General features: G+C 60.3%; 25 protein-coding genes. 6 read left to right on the top strand and 19 right to left on the bottom strand.

Annotation, left to right across the window (positions count from 1 at the left end; genetic code table 11):
- Positions 1-50 precede the first annotated feature (50 nt).
- The 9 genes from PspS49_RS01950 to ubiE form a co-directional block, all read right to left on the bottom strand.
- Positions 51-758, bottom strand: coding sequence for a 16S rRNA (uracil(1498)-N(3))-methyltransferase (locus tag PspS49_RS01950; protein ID WP_160037922.1), 708 nt, complete (start codon positions 756-758; stop codon positions 51-53).
- Complete coding sequence (gene tatC / locus PspS49_RS01955; RefSeq protein ID WP_007909342.1) at positions 755-1546, bottom strand: twin-arginine translocase subunit TatC; 792 nt, start codon at positions 1544-1546, stop codon at positions 755-757. Before tatC ends, PspS49_RS01950 begins: the two co-directional genes overlap by 4 nt.
- Complete coding sequence (gene tatB / locus PspS49_RS01960; protein WP_095120736.1) at positions 1543-2001, bottom strand: Sec-independent protein translocase protein TatB; 459 nt, start codon at positions 1999-2001, stop codon at positions 1543-1545. Before tatB ends, tatC begins: the two co-directional genes overlap by 4 nt.
- Positions 2002-2011: 10 nt before the next feature.
- Positions 2012-2293, bottom strand: coding sequence for a twin-arginine translocase TatA/TatE family subunit (locus PspS49_RS01965; protein ID WP_003220847.1), 282 nt, complete (start codon positions 2291-2293; stop codon positions 2012-2014).
- A gap of 25 nt (positions 2294-2318) precedes the next feature.
- Positions 2319-2651 carry a phosphoribosyl-ATP diphosphatase gene (locus PspS49_RS01970; RefSeq protein WP_003220849.1) on the bottom strand — a complete coding sequence of 111 codons (333 nt, stop codon included), beginning with the start codon at positions 2649-2651 and terminating at the stop codon, positions 2319-2321.
- Positions 2644-3045 (bottom strand): phosphoribosyl-AMP cyclohydrolase, encoded by a 402-nt coding sequence (hisI, locus tag PspS49_RS01975; RefSeq protein WP_007909357.1) that lies wholly within the window; start codon positions 3043-3045, stop codon positions 2644-2646. Before hisI ends, PspS49_RS01970 begins: the two co-directional genes overlap by 8 nt.
- A gap of 120 nt (positions 3046-3165) precedes the next feature.
- Positions 3166-4770 carry a ubiquinone biosynthesis regulatory protein kinase UbiB gene (gene ubiB, locus PspS49_RS01980; protein ID WP_038360035.1) on the bottom strand — a complete coding sequence of 535 codons (1605 nt, stop codon included), beginning with the start codon at positions 4768-4770 and terminating at the stop codon, positions 3166-3168.
- A complete protein-coding gene (locus PspS49_RS01985; protein WP_007909360.1) occupies positions 4767-5390 on the bottom strand; it encodes an SCP2 domain-containing protein in 624 nt (207 codons plus the stop codon). Before PspS49_RS01985 ends, ubiB begins: the two co-directional genes overlap by 4 nt.
- Positions 5390-6160, bottom strand: coding sequence for a bifunctional demethylmenaquinone methyltransferase/2-methoxy-6-polyprenyl-1,4-benzoquinol methylase UbiE (gene ubiE / locus PspS49_RS01990; RefSeq protein ID WP_160037924.1), 771 nt, complete (start codon positions 6158-6160; stop codon positions 5390-5392). The genes PspS49_RS01985 and ubiE overlap by 1 nt, the downstream gene beginning before the upstream one ends.
- 154 nt (positions 6161-6314) lie before the next feature.
- Between ubiE and PspS49_RS01995 the strand changes: the two genes are divergently transcribed.
- The 3 genes from PspS49_RS01995 to PspS49_RS02005 all read left to right on the top strand — a co-directional run bounded on the left by PspS49_RS01995 (position 6315) and on the right by PspS49_RS02005 (position 8181).
- Positions 6315-6590 carry a polyhydroxyalkanoic acid system family protein gene (locus tag PspS49_RS01995; protein ID WP_077570393.1) on the top strand — a complete coding sequence of 92 codons (276 nt, stop codon included), beginning with the start codon at positions 6315-6317 and terminating at the stop codon, positions 6588-6590.
- A gap of 234 nt (positions 6591-6824) precedes the next feature.
- A complete protein-coding gene (locus PspS49_RS02000) occupies positions 6825-7247 on the top strand; it encodes a phasin family protein (RefSeq protein ID WP_095120734.1) in 423 nt (140 codons plus the stop codon).
- A 10-nt stretch (positions 7248-7257) separates the two neighbouring features.
- Complete coding sequence (locus PspS49_RS02005; RefSeq protein ID WP_160037926.1) at positions 7258-8181, top strand: phasin family protein; 924 nt, start codon at positions 7258-7260, stop codon at positions 8179-8181.
- 253 nt (positions 8182-8434) lie between these two features.
- On the opposite strand, the gene PspS49_RS02010 is transcribed toward PspS49_RS02005, so the two are convergent.
- The 9 genes from PspS49_RS02010 to argS form a co-directional block, all read right to left on the bottom strand.
- Positions 8435-9055, bottom strand: a complete 621-nt coding sequence (locus PspS49_RS02010; protein WP_007909369.1) for a TetR/AcrR family transcriptional regulator — start codon at positions 9053-9055, stop codon at positions 8435-8437.
- A 30-nt stretch (positions 9056-9085) separates the two neighbouring features.
- Positions 9086-10768: a class II poly(R)-hydroxyalkanoic acid synthase gene (gene phaC, locus PspS49_RS02015; RefSeq protein ID WP_160037928.1), complete on the bottom strand. Its 1683-nt coding sequence runs from the start codon at positions 10766-10768 to the stop codon at positions 9086-9088.
- Between the two features lie 139 nt (positions 10769-10907).
- Complete coding sequence (phaZ, locus tag PspS49_RS02020; protein WP_034152967.1) at positions 10908-11762, bottom strand: poly(3-hydroxyalkanoate) depolymerase; 855 nt, start codon at positions 11760-11762, stop codon at positions 10908-10910.
- 94 nt (positions 11763-11856) lie between these two features.
- Complete coding sequence (phaC, locus tag PspS49_RS02025; RefSeq protein ID WP_077570403.1) at positions 11857-13536, bottom strand: class II poly(R)-hydroxyalkanoic acid synthase; 1680 nt, start codon at positions 13534-13536, stop codon at positions 11857-11859.
- Positions 13537-13794: 258 nt separating this feature from the next.
- Positions 13795-14166, bottom strand: a complete 372-nt coding sequence (locus PspS49_RS02030; RefSeq protein WP_174245039.1) for a DUF971 domain-containing protein — start codon at positions 14164-14166, stop codon at positions 13795-13797.
- 143 nt (positions 14167-14309) lie between these two features.
- Complete coding sequence (hslU, locus tag PspS49_RS02035; RefSeq protein WP_064388878.1) at positions 14310-15647, bottom strand: ATP-dependent protease ATPase subunit HslU; 1338 nt, start codon at positions 15645-15647, stop codon at positions 14310-14312.
- 54 nt (positions 15648-15701) lie between these two features.
- Positions 15702-16232 (bottom strand): ATP-dependent protease subunit HslV, encoded by a 531-nt coding sequence (gene hslV, locus PspS49_RS02040; protein WP_016984593.1) that lies wholly within the window; start codon positions 16230-16232, stop codon positions 15702-15704.
- A gap of 233 nt (positions 16233-16465) precedes the next feature.
- Positions 16466-17182 carry an SPOR domain-containing protein gene (locus tag PspS49_RS02045; RefSeq protein WP_137218577.1) on the bottom strand — a complete coding sequence of 239 codons (717 nt, stop codon included), beginning with the start codon at positions 17180-17182 and terminating at the stop codon, positions 16466-16468.
- A 1-nt stretch (position 17183) separates the two neighbouring features.
- On the bottom strand, positions 17184-18920 hold the full coding sequence (gene argS, locus PspS49_RS02050) for an arginine--tRNA ligase (protein ID WP_127925524.1): 1737 nt from the start codon (positions 18918-18920) through the stop codon (positions 17184-17186).
- Here argS and PspS49_RS29960 point away from each other — a divergent pair.
- Positions 18919-19041, top strand: coding sequence for a hypothetical protein (locus tag PspS49_RS29960; RefSeq protein WP_256579857.1), 123 nt, complete (start codon positions 18919-18921; stop codon positions 19039-19041). The two genes, argS and PspS49_RS29960, sit on opposite strands and share 2 nt — an antisense overlap.
- Positions 19042-19131: 90 nt before the next feature.
- On the opposite strand, the gene PspS49_RS02055 is transcribed toward PspS49_RS29960, so the two are convergent.
- Positions 19132-21351, bottom strand: a complete 2220-nt coding sequence (locus PspS49_RS02055; protein WP_160037930.1) for a primosomal protein N' — start codon at positions 21349-21351, stop codon at positions 19132-19134.
- A gap of 287 nt (positions 21352-21638) precedes the next feature.
- Here PspS49_RS02055 and rpmE point away from each other — a divergent pair, with 287 nt between their 5' ends.
- The gene (gene rpmE / locus PspS49_RS02060; RefSeq protein WP_016984589.1) at positions 21639-21866 is read left to right on the top strand and encodes a 50S ribosomal protein L31; all 228 of its coding nucleotides are present in this window, start codon (positions 21639-21641) and stop codon (positions 21864-21866) included.
- A 14-nt stretch (positions 21867-21880) separates the two neighbouring features.
- Positions 21881-22681 carry a thermonuclease family protein gene (locus PspS49_RS02065; protein WP_150750289.1) on the top strand — a complete coding sequence of 267 codons (801 nt, stop codon included), beginning with the start codon at positions 21881-21883 and terminating at the stop codon, positions 22679-22681.
- Positions 22682-22748 lie beyond the last annotated feature (67 nt).

The raw sequence follows: 22748 nt of genomic DNA on the forward strand, positions 1-22748 counted from the left end.
CATCAAAAGATCGCAGCCTGCGGCAGCTCCTACAGGGGAGCGGTGTTTGGTTAGAAGAGGCGGGCGAGCAGGGCGGTGACGGCGGTTTCGACGCGCAGGATACGTTCGCCGAGTTGCACTGGTTGCAGGCCGGACTTGGCCAGCAGATCGATTTCGTAAGGAATCCAGCCGCCTTCGGGGCCGATGGCCAACGTCACTGGTTCGCTCAAGGCGCGCGGGCACGGCGGATAGTTACCCGGATGGCCGACCAAACCGAGGGTGCCGTCGGTAATCGCCGGCAACCGATCTTCAACGAAAGGCTTGAAGCGCTTCTCGATGATGATCTCCGGCAGCACGGTGTCGCGCGCCTGTTCGAGGCCGAGGATCAAATTTTCGCGAATCGCCTCAGGCTCAAGAAACGGCGTCTGCCAGAAACTCTTCTCGACCCGATAGCTGTTGACCAGAATTACCTTCGACACGCCCATGGTCGCCACGGTTTGAAACACCCGGCGGAGCATTTTCGGACGCGGCAGCGCCAGCACGAGAGTCAACGGCAGTTTGGCCGGTGGCGGCTGATCGAGAGTGACGCGCAGCTCGGCTTCACCCGCTTCGAGGCGCAGCAACTCAGCGGAACCCATCAGCCCGTTGATGCGCCCTACGCGCAGGCTGTCACCGACTTCCGAACGGTGAACTTCCTGCATATGGGTCAGGCGGCGATCACGCAGCACCACGCGGTCGGCCGCAATGAAATCGGCCTCTTCGAGCAACAGCAGGTTCATGCCTGGGTCGCTGGCGGCTGGTCGTTGTGGTCGTCGGCCGGGTTCTCGTCCGGGCGTTCGCGCTTGCTGATCAGGCCACCGAACAGGATGCCGATTTCAAACAGCATCCACATCGGCACGGCCAGCAGGGTTTGCGAGAAGATGTCCGGCGGCGTCAGGATCATGCCGACCACGAAGCAGCCGATGATCACGTACGGACGGATTTTCTTCAGGTAGGCGACGTCAACGACGCCGATCCACACCAGCAGCACCACGGCCACCGGGATCTCGAACGCCACGCCGAAGGCGAAGAACAGCGTCATGACGAAATCGAGGTAACTGGCGATGTCGGTCATCATTTCCACGCCGGCCGGGGTGGCTGCAGCGAAGAATTTGAAGATCAGCGGGAACACGAAGTAATAGGCGAACGCCATGCCGGTATAGAACAGCAGAATGCTCGACACCAGCAGCGGCACTGCGATGCGTTTCTCATGCTTGTACAGGCCTGGCGCGATAAAGCCCCAGATCTGATGCAGGATCACCGGGATCGCGAGGAACAGCGAGACCATCATCGTCAGCTTCAGTGGCGTCAGGAACGGTGACGACACGTCAGTGGCGATCATCGTCGCGCCGACTGGCAGGTACTGGCGCAGCGGCGTCGAGACGAAGGTGTAGATCTGCTGGGTGAACGCAAACAGCCCGGCAAAGATGATGAAGATCGCCGCCACACAACGCAGCAGACGGGTGCGCAACTCGGTGAGGTGCGAAACCAGCGGCATGTGCTGGTCGTTTTCGGGGAGATCGCTCATGGGGCTCGCGGCGGCAAAGTGGTGTCGTGTGGCGCTGGTGTGATCGGCGCGGCGTTTGGCGCAACGTGTTCAACAGATTGTTCCACAGCGGCTGGCGCCGGCTCTGTCGGTGTTACAACGGCAGCGGGTGCCGGTGCTGGCGTAACAGGCGCGGTCGGCGCATGAATCGTCTGCTGACCCACATGCTCAACCGGCGTCGGTTCCTGTTGAACCGGGCTGAAAATCTTCCGCGCTTCTTGCTCCAGCGACAGAATGTGCTCGTTGTGCAGTTGCCGACGGATCTCGTCGGCACCGATTTCACGTTCAACTTCCTGTTTGATCGCGTTGAAGCTGCGCTTCAGCCGACCGACCCACAGGCCAGCAGTGCGCGCAGCGCCCGGCAGACGCTCGGGGCCCAGCACCAGCAGGGCGACGAGGCCGACGAGCAGCAGTTCAGAGAAGCTGATACCAAACATTAGTCAGTGCTCACACGTCTTTGCGGATCGGCTCTTCGACTTTCTGCGCCTGCACGTCGATGGTGTGCGGCGGGTTGGCCTGAGCGGTGGCTTGCGGCTGCACCGGTGGCACTGGCTGCGCAGGCGTCACGGTAGGATCAGCGGCCGGTTTTTCGTCGTCGTTCATGGCTTTGCGAAAGCCCTTGATCGACTCGCCGACGTCGGTGCCGAGGTTTTTCAGTTTCTTGGTGCCGAACACCAGCACCACGACAACCAGAATGACGATCCAGTGTTTCCAGTCAAAAATGCCCATGTTGCTGTTCCTCTCGAAAAATTGTTCAGGCGGACGGACGCGAGGCTTTCTCGACGTGTCCGGACAAGCCAAAGCGGCGATCCAGTTCATCCAGCACAGCCTGTGGATGCTGCCCCAGTTGGGCGAGCATGACCATGCTGTGGAACCATAGGTCGGCTGTCTCGTAGATCACGTCGCTGCAGTCGCCACTGATCGCGGCGTCCTTGGCGGCAATAATGGTTTCGACCGACTCTTCGCCGACTTTCTCCAGAATCTTGTTCAAACCCTTGTGATACAGACTGGCCACATACGAGCTGTCGGCGGCTGCGCCTTTGCGCTCTTCAAGTACCTGAGCGAGGCGGGTCAGGGTGTCACTCATGTTTGTGTCCTGCGGAATAGATTGCGTGCGGGTCTTTCAGAACCGGGTCGACTGTCTTCCAGTCGCCGTTTTCGAAGACGCGGTAAAAGCAGCTTTGACGGCCGGTATGGCAAGCGATGTCGCCGATCTGTTCAACCATCAGGATGATCACGTCGGCGTCACAGTCCAGACGCATCTCATGCAAGGTCTGCACATGGCCGGACTCCTCGCCCTTGCGCCACAGCTTGCCACGGGAACGTGACCAGTAGATTGCACGGTTTTCCGCAGCGGTCAGTTCGAGCGCCTCGCGGTTCATCCAGGCCATCATCAGCACGCGTCCGGTCTTGTGATCCTGGGCAATCGCCGGCACCAGGCCATCAGCGTCCCACTTGATCTCGTCCAGCCAGTTTTTCATCTTCAATTCCCGAAACGCAGCTACAAGCTTTGAGCTTCAAGCTGCAAGTAAAAGCAGATTGCGGTGTTCCAGTATCGTCAGGCTTGCAGCTCGCAGCTTATAACTTGCAGCTGATTCGTGCTATCGGCGAACGACCAGATACAAGCCGACTGCCACCATGATTCCCGCCGGCCAATGCCCCAATTCGTGCAATGGGCCACCGATGGCGAGGATCACCCCGCCGGCCAGATGCGCGCAACCGAGCAGGCGCAGGAACCAGTCATCCTTGCGTTTATGCCATGGCGGCGGTGGGTCGTAGGCGTGCGGCTGGGACATGCGTTCGAGCAGATCGCGGGCCATGTTGGCCAGGTGCGGCAGTTGTTCGAACTGGCTCTGCACGTTGCCCAGCAAGGCTTTCGGGCTGACGCGCTCGCGCATCCAGCGCTCCAGAAACGGCTGCGCGGTGTTCCACAGATCCAGATCCGGATACAACTGACGGCCGAGGCCTTCGATGTTCAACAGGGTCTTTTGCAGCAGCACCAGTTGCGGCTGCACTTCCATGTTGAAGCGCCGCGCGGTCTGGAACAGGCGCATCAGCACCTGGCCAAATGAAATATCTTTTAACGGTTTTTCGAAGATCGGTTCGCACACGGTACGGATCGCCGCTTCGAATTCGTTGAGTTTGGTTTCCGCCGGCACCCAGCCCGAGTCGATGTGCAGTTGCGCCACACGACGGTAGTCACGCTTGAAGAAGGCGAACAGGTTGCGCGCCAGATAATCCTGATCTTCCGGGGTCAGGCTGCCGACGATGCCGCAGTCGATCGCGATGTATTGCGGGCTCCACGGATTGACGGTGCTGACGAAGATGTTGCCTGGGTGCATGTCGGCGTGGAAGAAACTGTCGCGGAACACTTGGGTGAAAAAAATCTCCACGCCGCGCTCGGCGAGCATTTTCATGTCGGTGCGCTGATCGGCAAGGGTCGCCAGATCGGTGACCTGAATACCGTAGATGCGCTCCATCACCAGCACTTTCGGCCGGCACCAGTCCCAATAGACTTGCGGCACATACAGCAGCGGCGAACCTTCGAAATTGCGCTTCAACTGGCTGGCGTTGGCCGCTTCACGCAGCAGATCCAATTCGTCGTAAATGGTTTTTTCGTAGTCCTGGACCACGTCGACCGGGTGCAGCAGACGTGCGTCGGCAGAGAGTTTTTCAGCGGCGCGGGCAAGGATGAACAGCCACGCCAGATCCTGCGCGATGATCGGCTTCAGACCCGGGCGGATCACCTTGACCACCACTTCTTCGCCGGTTTTCAGCTGCGCGGCATGCACCTGCGCCACCGACGCCGAGGCCAGCGGTTCGACGTCGAAACGGCTGAACACGTCGCTGATTTTCTTGCCCAGCTGTTCTTCGATCAGCTTGATCGACAGCTGCGAATCGAACGGCGGCACGCGGTCCTGCAACAGCATCAGCTCATCGGCGATGTCTTCCGGCAGCAGGTCGCGGCGGGTCGAAAGAATCTGCCCGAACTTGATGAAGATCGGCCCGAGATCCTGCAACGCCAGACGCAGACGCGCGCCCCGGCTCAGGTCCAGCGGCTTGCGCGGGAACCAGCGCCACGGCAGCACATAGCGCAGCGCCAGGAGAAACCAGGGCAGCGGCAGATCGAACAGCAGGTCATCGAGGCGGTAGCGGATCACGACAGACTGGATGCGCAGCAGACGGCGGACGGCGAGCAGCTTCATGCGTTATCGCTTGGGTCGAGGGATCGGGAAAGGCGCTCGAAACGCGCCTCGAGACGTTCCAGATCAAGTTTGATCCGGTCCAGTTCGCTGAACCGCGCTTCGGCTTCGCGCTGCCCGACGAGGGTGCGCGATTCTTCGGCGAGGTATTCGGCGAGGTTCTGGTTGAGGCTGGCAAATCCTTGTTGATACCAGCGCGCGCGGCTGCGCAGATGGCCACCGACCAGTTGCGTGGCGACCGGGCCGAGCCAGCGCGAGAGTTCGTACTCCCAGTCCAGCTCAAGGTCCTGCAGCACACCGGCCAGCTCCAGCAGCACGCCGCTGTCGCCATCGAGTTCGACTTCCGGGGCGTGCAGCACCGCGGTCTTGTCTTTGCTCACGGCCAGTTTGATCAGGCTCGAGGCCGGCGCACGCAGGGTGCAGTCGACGCCGGTTTCCCAGTGCGAGGCCAGCATCAGGCCTTCGTCGCTCGGCAAAATGAACAGTTGCAGCGCCGGGCTGCGGCAGTCGACGGCAATCACCTTGCCGGTCAAATGCGCCAGCCGCGGCAGCGCCGTGCTGTCGAGACGCAGCACCCGGTTGAGGCCGAGTTCAACGCTGGCGAGCAGCCCGGTGAGCAACATCAGGGCTTGATGCCACGGTGCAGGGCGACGATGCCTGCGGTCATGTTGTGATAGGTCACGCGGTCGAAACCGGCGTCGACCATCATCGACTTCAGGGATTCCTGATTCGGGTGCATGCGGATCGATTCGGCCAGATAGCGATAGCTTTCCGAGTCGTTGGTGATCAGCTTGCCCATCAGCGGCATGAAGGCGAACGAGTAAGCGTCGTAGGCTTTCGACATCAGCGCGTTGGTCGGCTTGGAGAATTCCAGCACCAGCAAACGACCGCCGGGCTTGAGCACGCGCAGCATCGAGCGCAGGGCGTCTTCTTTGTGCGTCACGTTGCGCAGGCCGAAGGCGATGGTCACGCAATCGAAATGATTGTCCGGGAACGGCAGTTTTTCCGCGTCCGCCTGAACGAACTCGACGTTGCCGGCGACACCCAGATCGAGCAGGCGATCACGGCCGACCTTGAGCATCGATTCGTTGATGTCGGCCAGCACCACTTGGCCGGTCGGGCCGACCAGGTGCGAGAACTTTTTGGTCAGGTCACCGGTGCCACCGGCGATGTCGAGCACGCGGTTACCGCTGCGCACGCCCGAAAGTTCGATCGCGAAACGCTTCCACAGACGGTGCATGCCGCCCGACAGAAGGTCATTCATCAGGTCGTACTTGGCGGCTACCGAGTGGAAAACCTCAGCGACTTTTTCCGCTTTCTGGCTTTCCGGAACGTTTTTGAAGCCGAAGTGAGTGGTGGGTTCGGCATCGCTGCCTTTGCGCTGATCAGTCATATCGCTGTCACCAAAAGAGAATGCGCGACATTCTAATCCCCAAGCCATGCTTTGTCTTGGAATGGCTAAAGGTAAGATGGGCAACCTTCGGGACGATTTGCCGCAGCGGCGGTCAAGATTTACTGAGACCTATTCATAAAGCAGGAGTCATTCAATGGCCAAAATCACTGTTGAGCGTGCCCACAACCTGGGCAAGGAAGCCGCCCGCGAGAAGGCCGACAAACTGGCGCAAAAACTCTCCGAACAATATGGCCTGGAGCCGCAATGGTCGGGTGACACCCTGAACCTCAAGCGCTCGGGCGTGAAAGGCGCAGTGCATGTGGCGGACGATTCGATCAAGGTCGACGTGGAACTGGGCATCATGATGTCGGCCATGAGCGGCATGATCAAAGCCGAGATCGAGAAAGCCCTCGATAAAGCCCTGGTCTGAAACACGATCCCCTGTAGGAGTGAGCCTGCTCGCGATAGCGGTCTGTCAGTCGACATCATTTTTTGACTGATACACCGCTATCGCGAGCAGGCTCACTCCTACATTTATTTTGTGGTGCACCCGAGCTTTTATGTCAGTTGTTAGGGTGCCGTTTCTAATTTTTCTGCCTACTTTGTGCCTGAGCCCGACACTTTCGCGGGCAGTTCCTCAAACCTTCTGCGCGTGAGGTGCACCATGGCCAAAGTAATTTTGAAGAAAAAAATCGACGCTTCGACTTCTGCTCTGAGCGACGTCAAATCCTATGCCCGCAAGATCTGGCTGGCAGGCCTGGGTGCCTACGCCAAGGTCGGCCAAGAGGGCAGCGACTACTTTCAAGAGTTGATCAAGACTGGTCAAACTGTTGAAAAGAAAGGCAAAAAAGCCGTCACCGAAAAACTCGAAGCGGCCAACGCCGAGATCGATGAAGCCAAGAGCGAAGTGAGTTCTTTCAAAGGTCGTGTCGAAGTTCAACTCGACAAGGTCGAGAAGGCATTCGACTCCCGCGTAGCAAGCGCCTTGAATCGTATCGGCATTCCGTCTAAACATGACGTTGAGACACTCTCTGCTAAGCTCGATGAGCTGACGGCATTGCTCGAACGCGTCGCGCGTAAATCTTAAGGAGAACGGGATGGCTGGTAAAAAGAACACCGATAAAGAAGGCAGCTCGTGGATCGGGAAAGTCGAAGACTACTCCCGCAAAATCTGGCTGGCTGGTTTAGGCGTGTACTCGAAGATCGACACTGACGGCAGCAAGCTCTTCGATACATTGGTCAAAGACGGCGAGAAAGCCGAGAAGCTCACCAAGTCCGCAGTCGGCAAAAAAGTCGATGCCGCCAAGGACTCTGCTTCCTCGGCCAAGTCGCGCATCAGCGGCGTGAAAGATCGCGCACTGGGCAAGTGGGACGAGCTGGAAGGGGCTTTCGACAAGCGCCTGAACAGCGCGATCTCGCGCCTCGGTGTACCGAGCCGCAATGAGGTCAAGGCACTCAACAGCAAGGTCGACACACTGACCAAACAGATCGAAAAACTCACCGGTCTGAAGGCTCAACCTGTGGCGGCGAAAACCGCTGCGGCAAAACCGGCAGCGAAAACTGCGGCGGCCAAACCAGCGGCAAAATCCGCTGCCAAGCCATTGGCAAAAGCGGCGGCTAAACCCGCGGCAAAAGCAGCGGCCAAGCCTGCAGCGAAAACCGCTGCCGCCAAGCCAGCAGCCAAAGCAGCCGCCAAACCGGTTGCTGCCAAAGCCGCCGCCAAACCGGCAGCAAAACCTGCGGCCAAAACTGCAGCGAAACCAGCCGCCAAGCCAGCCGCGAAAACCGCTGCCGCCAAACCGGCTGCCAAGCCAGCAGCCAAACCGGCTGCGGCGAAAAAACCGGCAGTGAAAAAACCGGCCGCGCCGAAAGCCGCAACGCCGAAGCCAGCAGCACCTGCTGCCGCCAGGCCGGCCACCCCGGCAGCTCCGGTGAGCGCGTCGAACTCCGCCGCGGCACCGACTCCGGTGGCCACCCCGACTGCTGCATCGACGCCGTCGACGCCAACCAGTCAATCCTGATTCTTCAGGGCAAAACAAAACGCCCGGCCTGTGAAGGTCGGGCGTTTTTGTATCTGAATTCCAACAGCCCCTCACCCTAGCCCTCTCCCAGAGGGAGAGGGGACCGAACGAGGTGTCTCACGCTATACGCCGACCTGAAAGACCTTATCGATTATGGATTCGGTAACGCACTGTCAGGTCGGCGTACTTCTACAGCATCCCCCAATCAGTCCCCTCTCCCTCTGGGAGAGGGTTAGGGTGAGGGGCTTTTGATTCAGTCATGGTCTTCAAGATACTGAAGAGCCATCCGCTCCGTCGCGACCTTAACCGGCGGCAGCAAGTGCGGCGCCACCAGCATCATGATCTGATAAACCACCAATCTGACCTCACCTTCGCGATCCAGAATCCGCTGATAATCCAGCGAAAACAGCAACGTCATGGTGATCTGCTCCACCAACTGCCCCAACGCCTGCGTATCACTGACCAACTGCCCCGCAGCCTTCAATCGCGCCAGTAACGACGCCAGCGTTCGCTTCAGCGCATTGAGCAAATGTCGAATGCCCTTGGCCAGTTTCGGCAGCCGCCCCGCCAGGTTCGACAGGTCCTGAAACAGGAAGCGGTACTGCGCCAGCCGCTCGACAATCAAATGCAAAAACAGCCAGTAATCCTCCGGCGCCAGCTCCACATCCGCCGGAGGATCGAGCAGTGGCGCCAGTTCATTCTGGAAGCGTTCGAACAACCCGAGAATAAGCGGTTCCTTGCCGTGGAAGTGGTAGTAGAGGTTGCCCGGGCTGATGCCCATTTCGTTGGCGACCTCCATGGTGGAGACGTTCGGCTCGCCCTTTTCGTTGAACAGTTGCAAAGCACATTCGAGAATCCGGTCGCGGGTTTTCATCCAGTCTTCTTAGAAAAGTTCGGTTAAGCGTCAGCGCACACGCACGTAAGTACCGGGCGCTGCCTCCATCGGTGGATAGTTCGGATTGCCGAGGGTGAACGAGGTTTCGTGCTGGGCGCCGGAGCGTTGCTGAATCCACTCCAGCCACTGCGGCCACCAACTGCCATCGACGTGCTTGCCGTCGTAATACCAGGCGCGCGGGTCGCTGCTCATTTTGCCGTTCTCGACGTACGCGGCTTTCGCGTTGCTTGGTGGGTTGAGGATGCTCTGCACATGGCCGCTGTTGGACAGCACGAAACGCCGCTCGCCACCGAGTAGCAGGGTCGAGCGATACACCGCATCCCACGGGGTGATGTGGTCGTTCATGCCGGCGACGCTGAAGCTGTCGACGGTGACTTTCTGCAGATCGATGGGCGTGCCGCAAACCTCCAGACCACCCGGATGGGTCAGTGGGTTGTGCTTGAAGAAGTCCAGCAGGTCACCGTGAAATGCCGCCGGCAGGCGGGTGTTGTCGTTGTTCCAGTAGAGGATGTCGAAGGCCGGTGGCTCTTTGCCCAACAGGTAGTTGTTGACGAAGTAGCTCCAGATCAAATCATTGGGGCGCATCCAGGCGAAGATCCTGGCCATGTCGCGACCGTCGAGCACGCCTTTCTGATAGGAACGGCGCTTGGCCGCTTCGAGGGTCTGCTCATCGGCGAACAGCGTGGCCGGGGTTTCGATCTGGCTGTCGAGCAGGCTGACCAGATAGGTCGCGCTGGAGACCCGGCGCAGTTGCCGCTTGGCCTGCAAATGGCCTTGCAGGGCGGCGATGGTCAGGCCGCCGGCGCAGGCGCCCATCAGGTTGACCTCGCGGGCGCCGGTGATCGTCCGGCAGATGTTCATCGCTTCTTCCACCGCTTCGACGTAGGTCGACAGGCCCCATTCTCGATGGCGCACATCCGGGTTGCGCCAACTGATCATGAACGTTTGCAGGCCATTCTTCAGTGCGTACTGGACGAAGCTGTTGTGTGGGCTGAGGTCGAAAATGTAGTACTTGTTGATTTGCGGTGGCACCACCAGCAGCGGCTTGGTGTACTGCTTTTCGCTCATCGGTTTGTACTGGATCAGCTCCAGCATCTCGTTGCGAAATACCACCGAACCGGTGGTGGTGGCGACGGTCTTGCCGACCTCGAAAGCCTGTTTGGTCACTTGGCGTGGCAGGCCGTCGTTGTGCAGCAAATCATCGAACAAATGGCTGAGGCCGCGCACCAGGCTGTGCCCGCCGGAGTTGAACAGCTCCTTGACCGCCACCGGGTTGAGCAGGGTGTTGGACGGCGCCACGGCGTCGTTGAGCAGGGTGAAGGCGAAGTGCGCACGAGCGCGGTCGTCCGGGCTCATGTTGCTTTCATCGATCCAGCTTTTGACCTGCTTCTGCCAGGCCAGATAGGCCTGCAGGCTGCGCCGGTAAAACGGGTTGAGGCTCCACGCCGGATCAGTGAAACGGCTGTCGTTCGGATTGGTCGGGTGCAGGGTTTCGCCGAGCAGCACGCGCCCTAATTGACCGCCAAGTTTCAACGCGTGCTTCGCACTGTGAATCGGATTGCGCAGGCCATGGGCGGCGACGCTGCGCAAGGTCGAGATCAGGTCCCGGCCACGCAGGCCGGTGATCGCACTTTGTGCGTTGATGAACACGGCGGGGCTGGGCACTCCGCCCGTCGCTGGTTTGTCGCGCATGACTCAACACTCCTTCGTCTTCAGGTCAAAAACAAACTCACCGAACCAGAACACCATAGACGCTGTTGCGGGTTACTGCCTGCGCGGCGTCCTGCCGCGCACTCTTTGCCAAAGGCCTGCATAAAGCCTGCCGCCGGGGTTAACCGCCCAGCGGTGTCGGATGCGGGTGCATCACCGCGCGCTGACGTTCCTCCTGGAGGAATTTCATGATGATCGGCGCCACCGCTTCAGCACGGGTAATCAGGAACAGATGACCGTCGTCGATGATGTGCAGTTGGGCGTTGGGAATACGCCAGGCGAGCATGCGCATGTTGATCAGCGGGATCAGCGGATCGTCATCGCCGGCCAGCACCAGCGTCGGCTGATGGATCTTGTGCAGCCAGTGAATGCTGGTCCAGCCGAGGCCGGCGAACAATTGCCAGTAGTAACCGAGCTTGCCCGCCGAACGCACTTTCGCCGCGTGGCTAGCGGCCAGGGTCGGGTCGCGACGGAACGAGCCGCCGTAGATCAGCGGGGCGATGCGGATCACATGGGACGGCTGGATGTAGCGCCGGGGACTGGCCATCATCCACAGCACTTTCGGTTTGCCCGGCACCATCACCGCACCGGCCGCGGTCGCCGCCAGCACCAGTTTCTTGCAGCGCTCGGGGTAGTCGTAGGCGAACTGCTGCGCGAGCGCGCCACCCCACGACACGCCAATGACGTTGACCTGACCGTAGTCGAGGTAATCGAGCATGCGCGAGGTCAGCTTGGCCAAGCCGGGAAAGCGATATGGCCGATTAGGCGTGGACGAGCCGCCGACACCAGGCACGTCGAAGGCGATCACTTCCAGATCCGGGTCCAGCGCCGCGACAAACGGAAACACCAGCTCCAGGTTGGCGCCGATGCCGTTGAAAATCAGCAAGGGCGTCAAGTGAGGCTTGCCGGGGCGTACCGCCGTGCGGAGGGTCTGGCCATCCAGATCGACGGTACGGAATATGAACGGTTGCGGCATGCTTCAGGCCCTTCGGGTTAGAGTGGAGCAGCTACAAGCCGCAAGCTTCAAGCAGAACCTGCTCAGCTTGCGGCTTGTAGCTTGTGGCTTGCCGCTATCTTTCATGTACATAAGTGCCCGGCGAGGCTTCACCCGCCGGATACGCTTTGTTGCCCAGTTTCAGCGGGGCCTTTTTCAGGTTGCCCGAGCGCTCGGCCTGCCACGTCTGCCAGTACAGCCACCAGGAGTCGGTGTGCTTGGTCGAGTTCTCTTGCCATTCATCGGCATTGGCAGCCACTTCTTCGCTGGTCATGTAACGCGATTTCGGGTTGCCTGGCGGATTCAGGATGCTCTGGATATGGCCGCTGCTCGACAACACGAATTCCACCTTGCCACCGAACAACTGCGCCGACTTGTAGCAGGACTTCCACGGGGTGATGTGGTCGTTGGTGCCGGCCAGCGAGAAGATGTCGGCCGTGACCTGCTTGAGGTCGATCGGCGTGCCGCACACTTCCAGTGCATTCGGGCGGATCAGTGGGTTGTTTTTGAACATCTCGATCAGGTCGCCGTGGAACGCCGCTGGCAACCGGGTGGTGTCGTTGTTCCAGAACAGGATGTCGAACACCGGCGGCTCGTTGCCGAGCAGGTAGTTGTTGACCCAGTAGTTCCAGATCAGATCGTTGGGGCGCATCCAGGCGAAAACCTTGGCCATGTCTTTGCCTTCGAGCACGCCGGCCTGATACGAGTGGCGCTTGGCGGTCTCCAGGGTCTGCTCGTCGACGAACAGGGCGACGTCGCTGTCCAGCGTCGTATCGAGCACGCTGACCAGCAGCGTGAGGGCGTTGACCTTCTTCTCGCCGATCGCCGCGTAGTGGCCGAGCAGGGCGGTGCAGGTGATGCCGCCGGAGCAGGCGCCGAGCATGTTCACGTCTTTGCTGCCGGTGATCGCGGTGACCACGTCGACGGCTTCTTTCAGCGCGTCGATGTAAGTCGACAGGCCCCACTCGCGCTGCGCCTTGGTCGGGTTGCGCCAGCTGACGATGAACGTCTGCACGTTATTGCGCAGGCAGAAGCGCGCCAGACTCTTGTCCGGGCTCAAATCGAATACGTAGAACTTGTTGATCTGCGGCGGCACCACCAGCAATGGACGCTCGTGGACTTGCTCGGTGATCGGCTTGTACTGGATCAGCTCCAGCACGTCGTTGCGAAATACCACCGCGCCTTCGGTGACACCGAGGCTCTTGCCGACCTCGAACGCGCCCATGTTGACCTGGCTCGGCATGCCGCCGTTGTGTACCAGATCCTTGGCCAGATGCGAGAGGCCATCGAGCAGGCTTTTGCCGCCGGTTTCGAAAAAGCGTTTTACCGCGGCCGGGTTGGCAGCAGTGTTGGTCGGGGCCATGGCTTCGGTCATCAGGTTGATGACGAAGTGGCCGCGGGCAATGTCCTTGGGTGACAGGCTGCTGTCATCAATCCAGGCATGGAGTTCCTTGCGCCACGCCAGGTAAGTTTGCAGATAGCGTTTGTAGAGCGGGTTCTGGCTCCACGCAGGATCAGCGAAGCGACGGTCATCGCCTGCCGGTTGCAGTTCGGATTTGCCGAACAACACGTTCTTCAGTTCGAGGCCGAAATGGGTGACGTGCTTGACGCTATGGATCGGTTGTCTGATGGCCTGTTTCAGCACCATACGAGCAGAGGCCAGCAGATCCTTTCCGCGTAGCCCAACGACGGGATTAAGCCCCAGGGTGTTTTCCGAGGCTTGGTACTTCAGGTCATCGTTATTCTTGTTACTCATCTACGACGCTCCATTGTCCTGAGACGAGTACCCGGTTTTCTGCTGTGCAGTTCCACAGCCAATGCCAGGTACTACTGCTCGGGTGACCGTTAATTCTGCATAGCTGCTTTACAGTCGTAGAGCATTGCAGGGAACTTGCCAGCTCCATTGGTTACCCGAGTTTAATTTTTTTCGCAAGCAGGCCGATCCTCGGCCACACAGCAGAGCATTCAAACAGATGAATTTAGAAAATGCCCTCTAATGAGCGCAAGGCACGGGCTAGAGCATCAGCTTGACGACTGACTCGTTCGGATCGCGGGTCTTGCCCGCCGCTTTGAGCTCGGCCAGATAATCGGCCCAGAGTGCGTCATGACGTCGCCCCAGCTCGTAGAGATAATCCCAGGTGAACAAGCCGCTGTCGTGACCGTCGTCGAAGGTCAGTTTCAGTGCGTAGTGACCGGCCGGTTCCAGCTTGCTCAGACCGACGTTGAGCTTGCCGAATTGCAGGATCGGTTTGCCGTGGCCCTGGACCTCGGCGGAGGGGGAGTGCACGCGCAGGTATTCGGCGGGCAGGGTGTATTCCTCGCCGGACGCGTAGGTGAGCGTCAGGGTTTTCGAGGCTTTGTGCAGTTTGATGTCGGTGGGGATCATGAGCAGGTATCCGTCTGGTGCGGAACCTTGTGGGAGCGAGCCTGCTCGCGAAAGCGGTGGTTCAGCCAACACAAAGGTTGAATGTACCGCCGTCTTCGCGAGCAGGCTCGCTCCCACAGTTCCATTACATCTGTAAGAGTGGCTTACAGGATATAACGGGACAGGTCTTCGTTCTGCGCCAATTCGCCGAGGTGGCTGTTGACGTATTCGGCGTCGATCAGGATCGGCTTCTCATCGTGCGTGCTGGCCAGATCGCCGGCGCTGAACGACACCTCTTCCAGCAGACGCTCAAGCAGCGTGTGCAGACGACGGGCACCGATGTTCTCGGTCTTCTCGTTGACCTGCCAGGCGATCTCCGCCAGACGCTTGATGCCTTCCGGCTGGAACTGGATGTTCAGGCCTTCGGTCTTCAGCAGCGCGCAATATTGCTCGGTGAGCGAAGCGTGCGGTTCGCTGAGGATGCGTTCGAAGTCCGACGGGCTCAGCGCTTTGAGTTCGACGCGGATCGGCAAACGACCTTGCAGCTCAGGCACCAGATCGCTCGGCTTGCTCAGGTGGAACGCGCCGGATGCGATGAACAGGATGTGGTCGGTCTTGACCATGCCCAGTTTGGTGTTGACGGTGCAGCCTTCGATCAGCGGTAGCAGGTCGCGCTGTACACCTTCACGGGAGACATCGGCGCCGCCGACGTTGCCACGCTTGGCGACTTTGTCGATCTCGTCGATGAACACGATGCCGTGCTGTTCAACCGCTTCCAGCGCCTTGGCTTTCAGCTCTTCTTCGTTGACCAGACGCCCGGCTTCTTCGTCGCGCACCAGCTTCAGCGCTTCTTTGACCTTGAGCTTGCGCGCTTTCTTTTTGCCCTTGCCCATGTTGGCGAACAAGGACTGCAACTGGTTGGTCATCTCTTCCATGCCAGGCGGCGTGGCGATTTCGATGCCGGCGACTTCAGCGACTTCGATCTCGATTTCCTTGTCATCCAGCTGACCTTCGCGCAGGCGCTTGCGGAACAGCTGACGAGTGTTGGAATCGCTGCTCGGCGCTTCTTCATTGCTGAAGCCCATGCGGGCCGGCGGCAGCAGTGCGTCGAGGATACGATCCTCGGCGGCGTCTTCGGCGCGATGGCGCACGCGGGTCATTTCCTGCTCGCGAAGCATCTTGATCGCGGCGTCGGCCAGATCACGGATGATCGATTCGACGTCACGGCCAACGTAGCCGACTTCGGTGAACTTGGTCGCTTCGACTTTGATGAACGGCGCGTTGGCCAGTTTCGCCAGACGACGGGCGATTTCGGTTTTACCGACACCGGTCGGGCCGATCATCAGGATGTTCTTCGGGGTCACTTCAACGCGCAGCTCTTCAGGCAGCTGCATGCGGCGCCAGCGGTTGCGCAGGGCAATCGCGACGGCGCGCTTGGCATCGTCCTGGCCGATGATGTGGCGGTTGAGTTCGTGGACGATTTCGCGGGGAGTCATGGACATAGTAATTGACGGTCCTCAAGCAGAAACAAGCCGTGGCACAGGGCCGCGTCAGGCTTATTCAGCGAGATCCTGCTCCTCAATGGTCTGAGTGTGGTTGGTGAATACACAGATGTCGCCGGCGATGCCGAGGGCGGTTTCGACGATTTCGCGGGCCGACAGGTCGGTCTTTTTCAACAGGGCACTGGCCGCAGCCTGCGCGTAACCGCCGCCGGAACCCATGGCGATCAGGCCATCTTCGGGTTCGACCACGTCACCGTTGCCAGTGATGATCAACGAGGCGTCCTTGTTGGCGACCGCGAGCATAGCTTCGAGGCGGCTCAGGGAGCGGTCGGTGCGCCATTCTTTGGCGAGTTCGACAGCGGCGCGCACCAGGTGGCCCTGATGTTTTTCAAGCTGGCCTTCGAAACGTTCGAAGAGGGTAAAGGCGTCAGCGGTGGCACCGGCAAAACCGGCGATGACCTGGCCGTGGTACAGGCGACGGACTTTTTTCGCGTTGCCTTTCATCACGGTATTGCCGAGAGAAACCTGGCCGTCGCCGCCCATGACGACTTTGCCGTGACGGCGGACTGAAACGATGGTGGTCAAGGGAAGAGTCTCCACACAGCGGGGCGAAAGTGCCTTATGCCCATTCATATGGGGGTGCTGGAGAGGATTTCAACCGTAGCGCAGGAGATGGGACGAGCGGTGTCTTGTATTTTGATCGTTCCCACGCTCTGCGTGGGAATGCAGCCCGGGACGCTCCGCGTCCCTTCACTGCTGGGACGCAGAGCGTCCCTTGAGGCGTTCCCACGCAGAGCGTGGGAACGATCGGCCGAGCGTCAGCGGCTCTGGCGTTGTTGTAACAACAGGTTGCTGAAGCCGGCGCCGGCCAGTTGTTTCTGTGCGGTGGTCAGTTGTTCACGGTTGCTGAACGGGCCGACCAATACGCGATACCAGGTTTCATCCTTCACTGTGCCGGATTCAACCGCTACCGCCTGGCCGAGCAGAATGATCTGCGCGCGGACTTTGTCGGCATCGGATTCCTTGCGGAACGAACCCGCCTGCAAGAAGAACTTGGTCACCGGCGCCGCTTTGCTCACCGGTGGCGCTGGCGGCGGGGTAATCCCGGCCAATGCTGCCTGCGCGCGCGCGGTGTCGATCTTCGCCGCTTCCGCCGGGGTCACCGGCGTGGTCGGGATGGCCGGCACTTGTGGCGTCGGCAAAGTCTTCTCCGGCACGGCGTCCGGCGGCACGATCACTTCCGATTCCGGCAGCAGGGTGTAGAAGTCGTACTTCGGTTTCACCGGTTGCGTCGGGCTTGGCGGGGTCTTGTTGGCCTCGGCGATCTTCGACGCTTTCTGCTGTTGTGCCTGTTCGACCTTCTCGCGCTTGACCGTATCGCTGCCCTTGCCCGGCTCGAGCTTCATCAGAAACACGATGAACGCGCCGACCGTCAGGCCGATGGCCATCCACAGCCAGCCCGGAATCGGTTGCTTCGCAGGAGCTTGGTAACGGCTGGCGCCACGCTTGGGTGCAGGTTTTTTCTTGGCGGCCAACTTACATACGCTCCAGAGTTTCCAGACCCAACAGCTCCAGGCCTTGCTTGAGGGTGCGACCGGTCAGCGCGGCCAGGCGCAGACGGCTCTGCATCTGGGCCGGGGTTTCGGCAGCGAGGATCGGGCAGTTCTCGTAGAAGCTGGAGAACAAACCGGCAACGTCGTACAGATAAGTGCAGAGAATATGCGGCGTGCCTTTTTCAGCGACGCCGTTCAGCACTTCGCCGAACTGCGCCAGTTTCGCCGCCAGCTCTAGTTCGTGTTCCGCCTCGAGCACGATTTGGCCATCGACTTCGCTGAAGTCCTTGCCCAATTTGCGGAACACACCGGCCACACGGGTGTAGGCGAATAGCAGGTACGGCGCGCTGTTGCCTTCGAAATTCAGCATCAGGTCGAAGTTGAAGCTGTAGTCGCTGGTGCGGTGCTTCGACAAGTCGGCGTATTTCACCGCGCCGATGCCGACGACTTTGGCGATGTTGCGCAGCTCGTCTTCGGCCAGCTCCGGGTTTTTCTCTTTCACCAGGCTGTAGGCGCGTTCCTGCGCTTCGGTCAGCAGGTCGATCAGCTTCACGGTGCCGCCGTCACGGGTCTTGAACGGACGGCCATCGGCGCCGTTCATGGTGCCGAAGCCCATGTGTTCCATCTCCATCGGATGGGTGACGAAACCGGCCTTGCGCGCCACGGCGAACACTTGCTGGAAGTGCAGAGCCTGACGCTGATCGACAAAGTACAACGCGCGATCGGCTTTCAGCTTGCCGCTGCGGTAGCGCACGGCGGCCAGGTCGGTGGTGGCGTACAGGTAACCGCCGTCAGCCTTGACGATGATCACCGGCAGCGGGTCGCCGTCGGCGTTCTTGAACTCGTCGAGGAACACGCACTGCGCGCCGTTGCTTTCGACCAGCATGCCGGCAGCTTTCAGATCGTTGACCACGTTGATCAGGTCGTCGTTGTAGGCGCTTTCGCCCATCACGTCGGCCATGGTCAGTTTGACGTTGAGCAGTTCGTAGATCTTCTGGCAGTGCGACAGCGAGATGTCCTTGAACTTGGTCCACAGCGCCAGGCACTCGGCATCGCCCGCCTGCAGCTTGACCACCAGACCACGGGCGCGGTCAGCAAACTCTGCGGATTCGTCGAAGCGCTGCTTGGCGGCGCGGTAGAAGTTTTCCAGGTCGGACAGCTCGTCGCTGGTGATCGGGTTTTCCTGCAGATACGCCATCAGCATGCCGAACTGGGTGCCCCAGTCGCCAACATGGTTCTGACGGATCACTTCGTCGCCGAGGAATTCCAGTACGCGGGCCACGCCGTCGCCAATGATGGTCGAGCGCAAGTGGCCAACGTGCATCTCTTTGGCCAGGTTCGGCGCCGACAGGTCGACCACGGTGCGCTGCGCCGGGCCAGCCTTGCGTACGCCAACATGGGCATCAGCCAATGCAGCGTCGAGACGCGAGGCCAGCGCCTGGGTGTTCTGGAAGAAGTTGATGAAGCCTGGGCCAGCGATTTCGGCCTTGGTGACGTTTTCGTCAGCCGGCAGTGCGGCGATGATTTTTTCCGCCAGATCGCGCGGTTTCATGCCCGCAGGCTTGGCCAGCATCATCGCGATGTTGCTGGCGAAGTCGCCGTGGGTCTTGTCACGGGCGTTCTCCACCTGAATCGCCGGCGTCAGGCCTTCAGGCAACACACCTTCGTTGACGAGTTGGGTGAGGGCTTGTTGGATCAGCTGGCGAATGGTGTCTTTCATGGTCTTCTCTTTCGACCGCAAGCGCGGCGGGCGCATCGATGCGCGGGTGGAAAAACTGGGCATTATCCGTTGCGAAGACGGGCTTGCCAACCTTAGCAGGCAGCTTATGGATATGTGGTGACATTAAAGGCAAAAGATCGCAGCCTTCGGCAACTCCTACAGGTAAACGCGATTAACTCTGTAGGAACTGCAGGTTGCGATCTTTTGATCTTCAATACAAATCGACGGGATCGACATCCAGCGACCAGCGCACCGCCCGCCCGCTCGGCATCTGCTCCAGCACCAGCAACCAACTCGCCAGCAACCGATGCAGCGGCGCCCGCGCCGTTGCCTGCAACAAAAGTTGCGCGCGATAGCGTCCGGCGCGGCGTTCCATCGGTGCCGGCACTGGCCCGAGCAATTCGATCCCGCTCAGATTCTGTTCTGCCAACAAGCGCTCGGCCTCGCTGCACGCCTCATCAAGAAAGCCTTCCGCCTGTCCCGGCTTGTGCGCTTCGGCACGCAACAACGCCAGGTGCGAAAACGGCGGTAACCCGGCAGCCCGGCGCTCGCTCAAGGCCTGCTCGGCAAAGGCGAAATACCCCTGTTCGGTCAACTGCACCAATAAAGGATGGTCGGCGAGGTGCGTCTGAATGATCACCTTGCCCGGCTCTTCTGCCCGCCCGGCACGCCCGGCCACCTGCACGATCAACTGCGCCATGCGCTCGCTGGCGCGGAAGTCACCGGAGAACAAACCGCCGTCAGCATCGAGAATCGACACCAGGGTCACCCGTGGAAAGTGATGCCCCTTGGCCAACATCTGCGTGCCGACCAGAATGCACGGCTGACCTTTCTGAATTGTCGCGAACAACTGATTCATCGCGTCTTTGCGTGACGTGCTGTCGCGGTCGACCCGTAGCACCGGGTAATCAGGGAACAGAATCGCCAGGCGTTCTTCTGCGCGTTCCGTGCCCGCGCCCACGGGGCGCAAATCAACCTTGTTGCACTTCGGACACTGGCGCGGTGTGCGCTCGACGTAGCCACAGTGATGGCAACGCAGTTCGCCGTAGCGCTGGTGCACAGTCATCCGCGCATCGCAGCGCGAACACTCGGACATCCAGCCGCAGTCGTGGCAGAGCAACGTCGGTGCGAAACCGCGACGGTTGAGGAACACCAGCACCTGTTGGCCGTTGGCGAGGGTCTGGCCGATGGCTTGTTGCATCGGCCCGGAAATACCGCTGTCCAGTGGACGGCTTTTTACGTCCAGACGCAGGAAACGTGGTTGCTTGGCACCGCCGGCACGCTCATTCAGGCGTAGGAGGCCATAACGACCGGTGTAGGCGTTGTGCAGGCTTTCCAGCGATGGCGTCGCGGAGCCCAGCACAATCGGGATGTTTTCCTGCCGTGCACGTACCAGCGCCAGATCGCGGGCGTGGTAGCGCAAACCTTCCTGCTGTTTATAAGAGCCGTCGTGCTCTTCATCGATGATGATCAGTCCGGGGTTTTTCATCGGCGTGAACAGCGCCGAGCGGGTACCGATAATGATGTCGGCCTCGCCATCGCGCGCTGCGAGCCAGGCATCGAGGCGCTCGCGGTCATTGACCGCCGAGTGCAGCAGGGCGATGCGCGCATTGAAACGCTGCTCGAAGCGCGCCAGGGTCTGCGGGCCGAGGTTTATCTCCGGGATCAGTACCAAGGCCTGCTTGCCGGCTTCGAGGGTTTCACGGATCAGCTGTAAATAGACTTCGGTCTTGCCGCTGCCGGTGACGCCGGCCAGCAGGAACGCATGATAACTGTCGAACCCGGCGCGGATCGCCTCGTATGCGGCGCGCTGTTCGGTGTTGAGCGGTAATTCCGGTTGCGCCAGCCAGTGCTCATGGCGCGCGCCGGGTGCGTGGCGGCGGATTTCCACTTGCACCAGACCTTTGGCCAGCAGCAGATCGAGACTGTCTTTGCTCAACATCAGTTTGCTCAGCAGCTGATGGGCGACGCCGTGCGGATGCTGAGCCAGAGTTGCCAGTGCCTCACGCTGGCGCGGTGCGCGGGCAATGCGCGGGTCATCAAGGCTGGCGCCGGGGACGGCTGACCAGAAGCGCTCTTGCCGAGCCTCGGCCAGTTCGCCCTGGCGCAACAGCACCGGCAACGCCCAGCTCAAGGTGTCGCCGAGGCTGTGCTGATAATACTGCGACGTCCACAGGCACAGCTTGAACAGCGCCGGTGGCAGCGGCGGCGTGGCATCGAGCAGGGCCAGCGCCGGTTTGAGTTTCTCCACCGGCACTTCGCTGGTGTCCGTGACCTCGACCAGAATGCCAATCATCTCGCGCCGGCCGAACGGCACCCGCAGGCGCATGCCCGGCTGCAATTGTTCGCGCAGCACGCCGGCCGGCGCCCGATAGTCGAACAGGCGGCGCAGGGGCGATGGCAGGGCAAGGCGCAGAATGGCGTCGGGCACGCGGGGGGATCTCTATCAACAGGCGGGAGGGCTAGGCACATAACCTTGTAGGAGTGAGCCTGCTCGCGATAGCGGTCTGTCATTCAACATTTATGTCGTCTGAAATACCGCTATCGCGAGCAGGCTCACTCCTACAAGGGAATCGCGTATTGGGCCGGGAGCCTAGCAGACGGTCGGTCTCGGTGACAGCTTGCGTGTTTGAAAAGGTCTGGTAGAATCCGCGGCCTAATTACGTGCGGTATTCAACAATAGTGTTGGGTGGCGGCACGCTAGCTGAGGAAGACACCATGAAAGCTGATATTCACCCGAATTACCCAGTCATCGCTGTTACCTGCAGCTGTGGCAACAAGTTCGAAACTCGTTCGACTTTCGGCAAAGCTCTGCCAATCGACGTTTGCAACGAATGCCACCCGTTCTACACCGGTAAGCAGAAGACTCTGGACACTGGCGGCCGCGTTCAGCGCTTCGCAGACCGTTTCGGTGCTTTCGGCAAGAAACCTGCTGCTGCAGAGTAAGGTTGAAGAGCCCGGTGGGCTTTTCCTCGTTGCTGAAAAAGGCGTCCCTCGCGGGCGCCTTTTTTGTGTCTGCGATTTGGCTATCCGGCGCGCAGGCCTTCTGCCCGGCGCCTGCGGGACTGGCCAGCGTCACGGTGCAGCGCGTGGTCGATGGCGACACGCTGCGCTTGAGCGACGGTCGCAGCGTACGCATGATCGGCCTCAACACGCCTGAGCTGGGCAAGCAGGGCCGTGGCGATGAACCCTTCGCCGTGGCGGCGCGAAAACGCCTGCAAGCGCTGATCGATGCCAGCGGCGGACGTGTCGGTTTGCGCCCCGGCAAGCAAGCCAAAGACCATTACGGGCGTACGCTCGCGCATATTTACAGCGCCAGCGGCGCCAATCTCGAAGCACAAATGCTCGCCGATGGCCTCGGTTTCCAGGTCGCGGTGGCGCCGAATGTCGATCTTGTTGTCTGTCAGCAAGCCGCCGAACGCAGCGCGCGAAACACCGGGCTGGGCCTTTGGCGGCAGTCGCCTGTACTGAAAGCGGAGCAGATCCAGCGCTCGGGTTTCGCCGTGATCAGTGGGCGTGTGAGCAAGGTTCAGCGCAATCGCGGCGGAATCTGGATCGAGTTGCAGGATGCGCTTGTATTGCGCGTTGCACCCAATCTGGTCGGACAATTCGACAATGCCCGTTTGCAGGCGCTGAAAGGCAAGCAGATCGAGGCTCGCGGCTGGATCGTTGATCGTTCCCGGCGCGGTGGATTGCAATCCGGTCAGTCGCGCTGGCTACTTCCGTTGACGGATCCTGCGATGTTGCAAACGCCGCGCTGAAGAAAAATTGTAGACATTTTTTCTGTCGATTGTGAACAGTCCAGCCCTTGTGCGCCGTGGCTCTTGG

The sequence above is a fragment of the Pseudomonas sp. S49 genome (assembly GCF_009866785.1).
In the GTDB taxonomy this organism is placed as follows: Bacteria; Pseudomonadota; Gammaproteobacteria; order Pseudomonadales; family Pseudomonadaceae; genus Aquipseudomonas.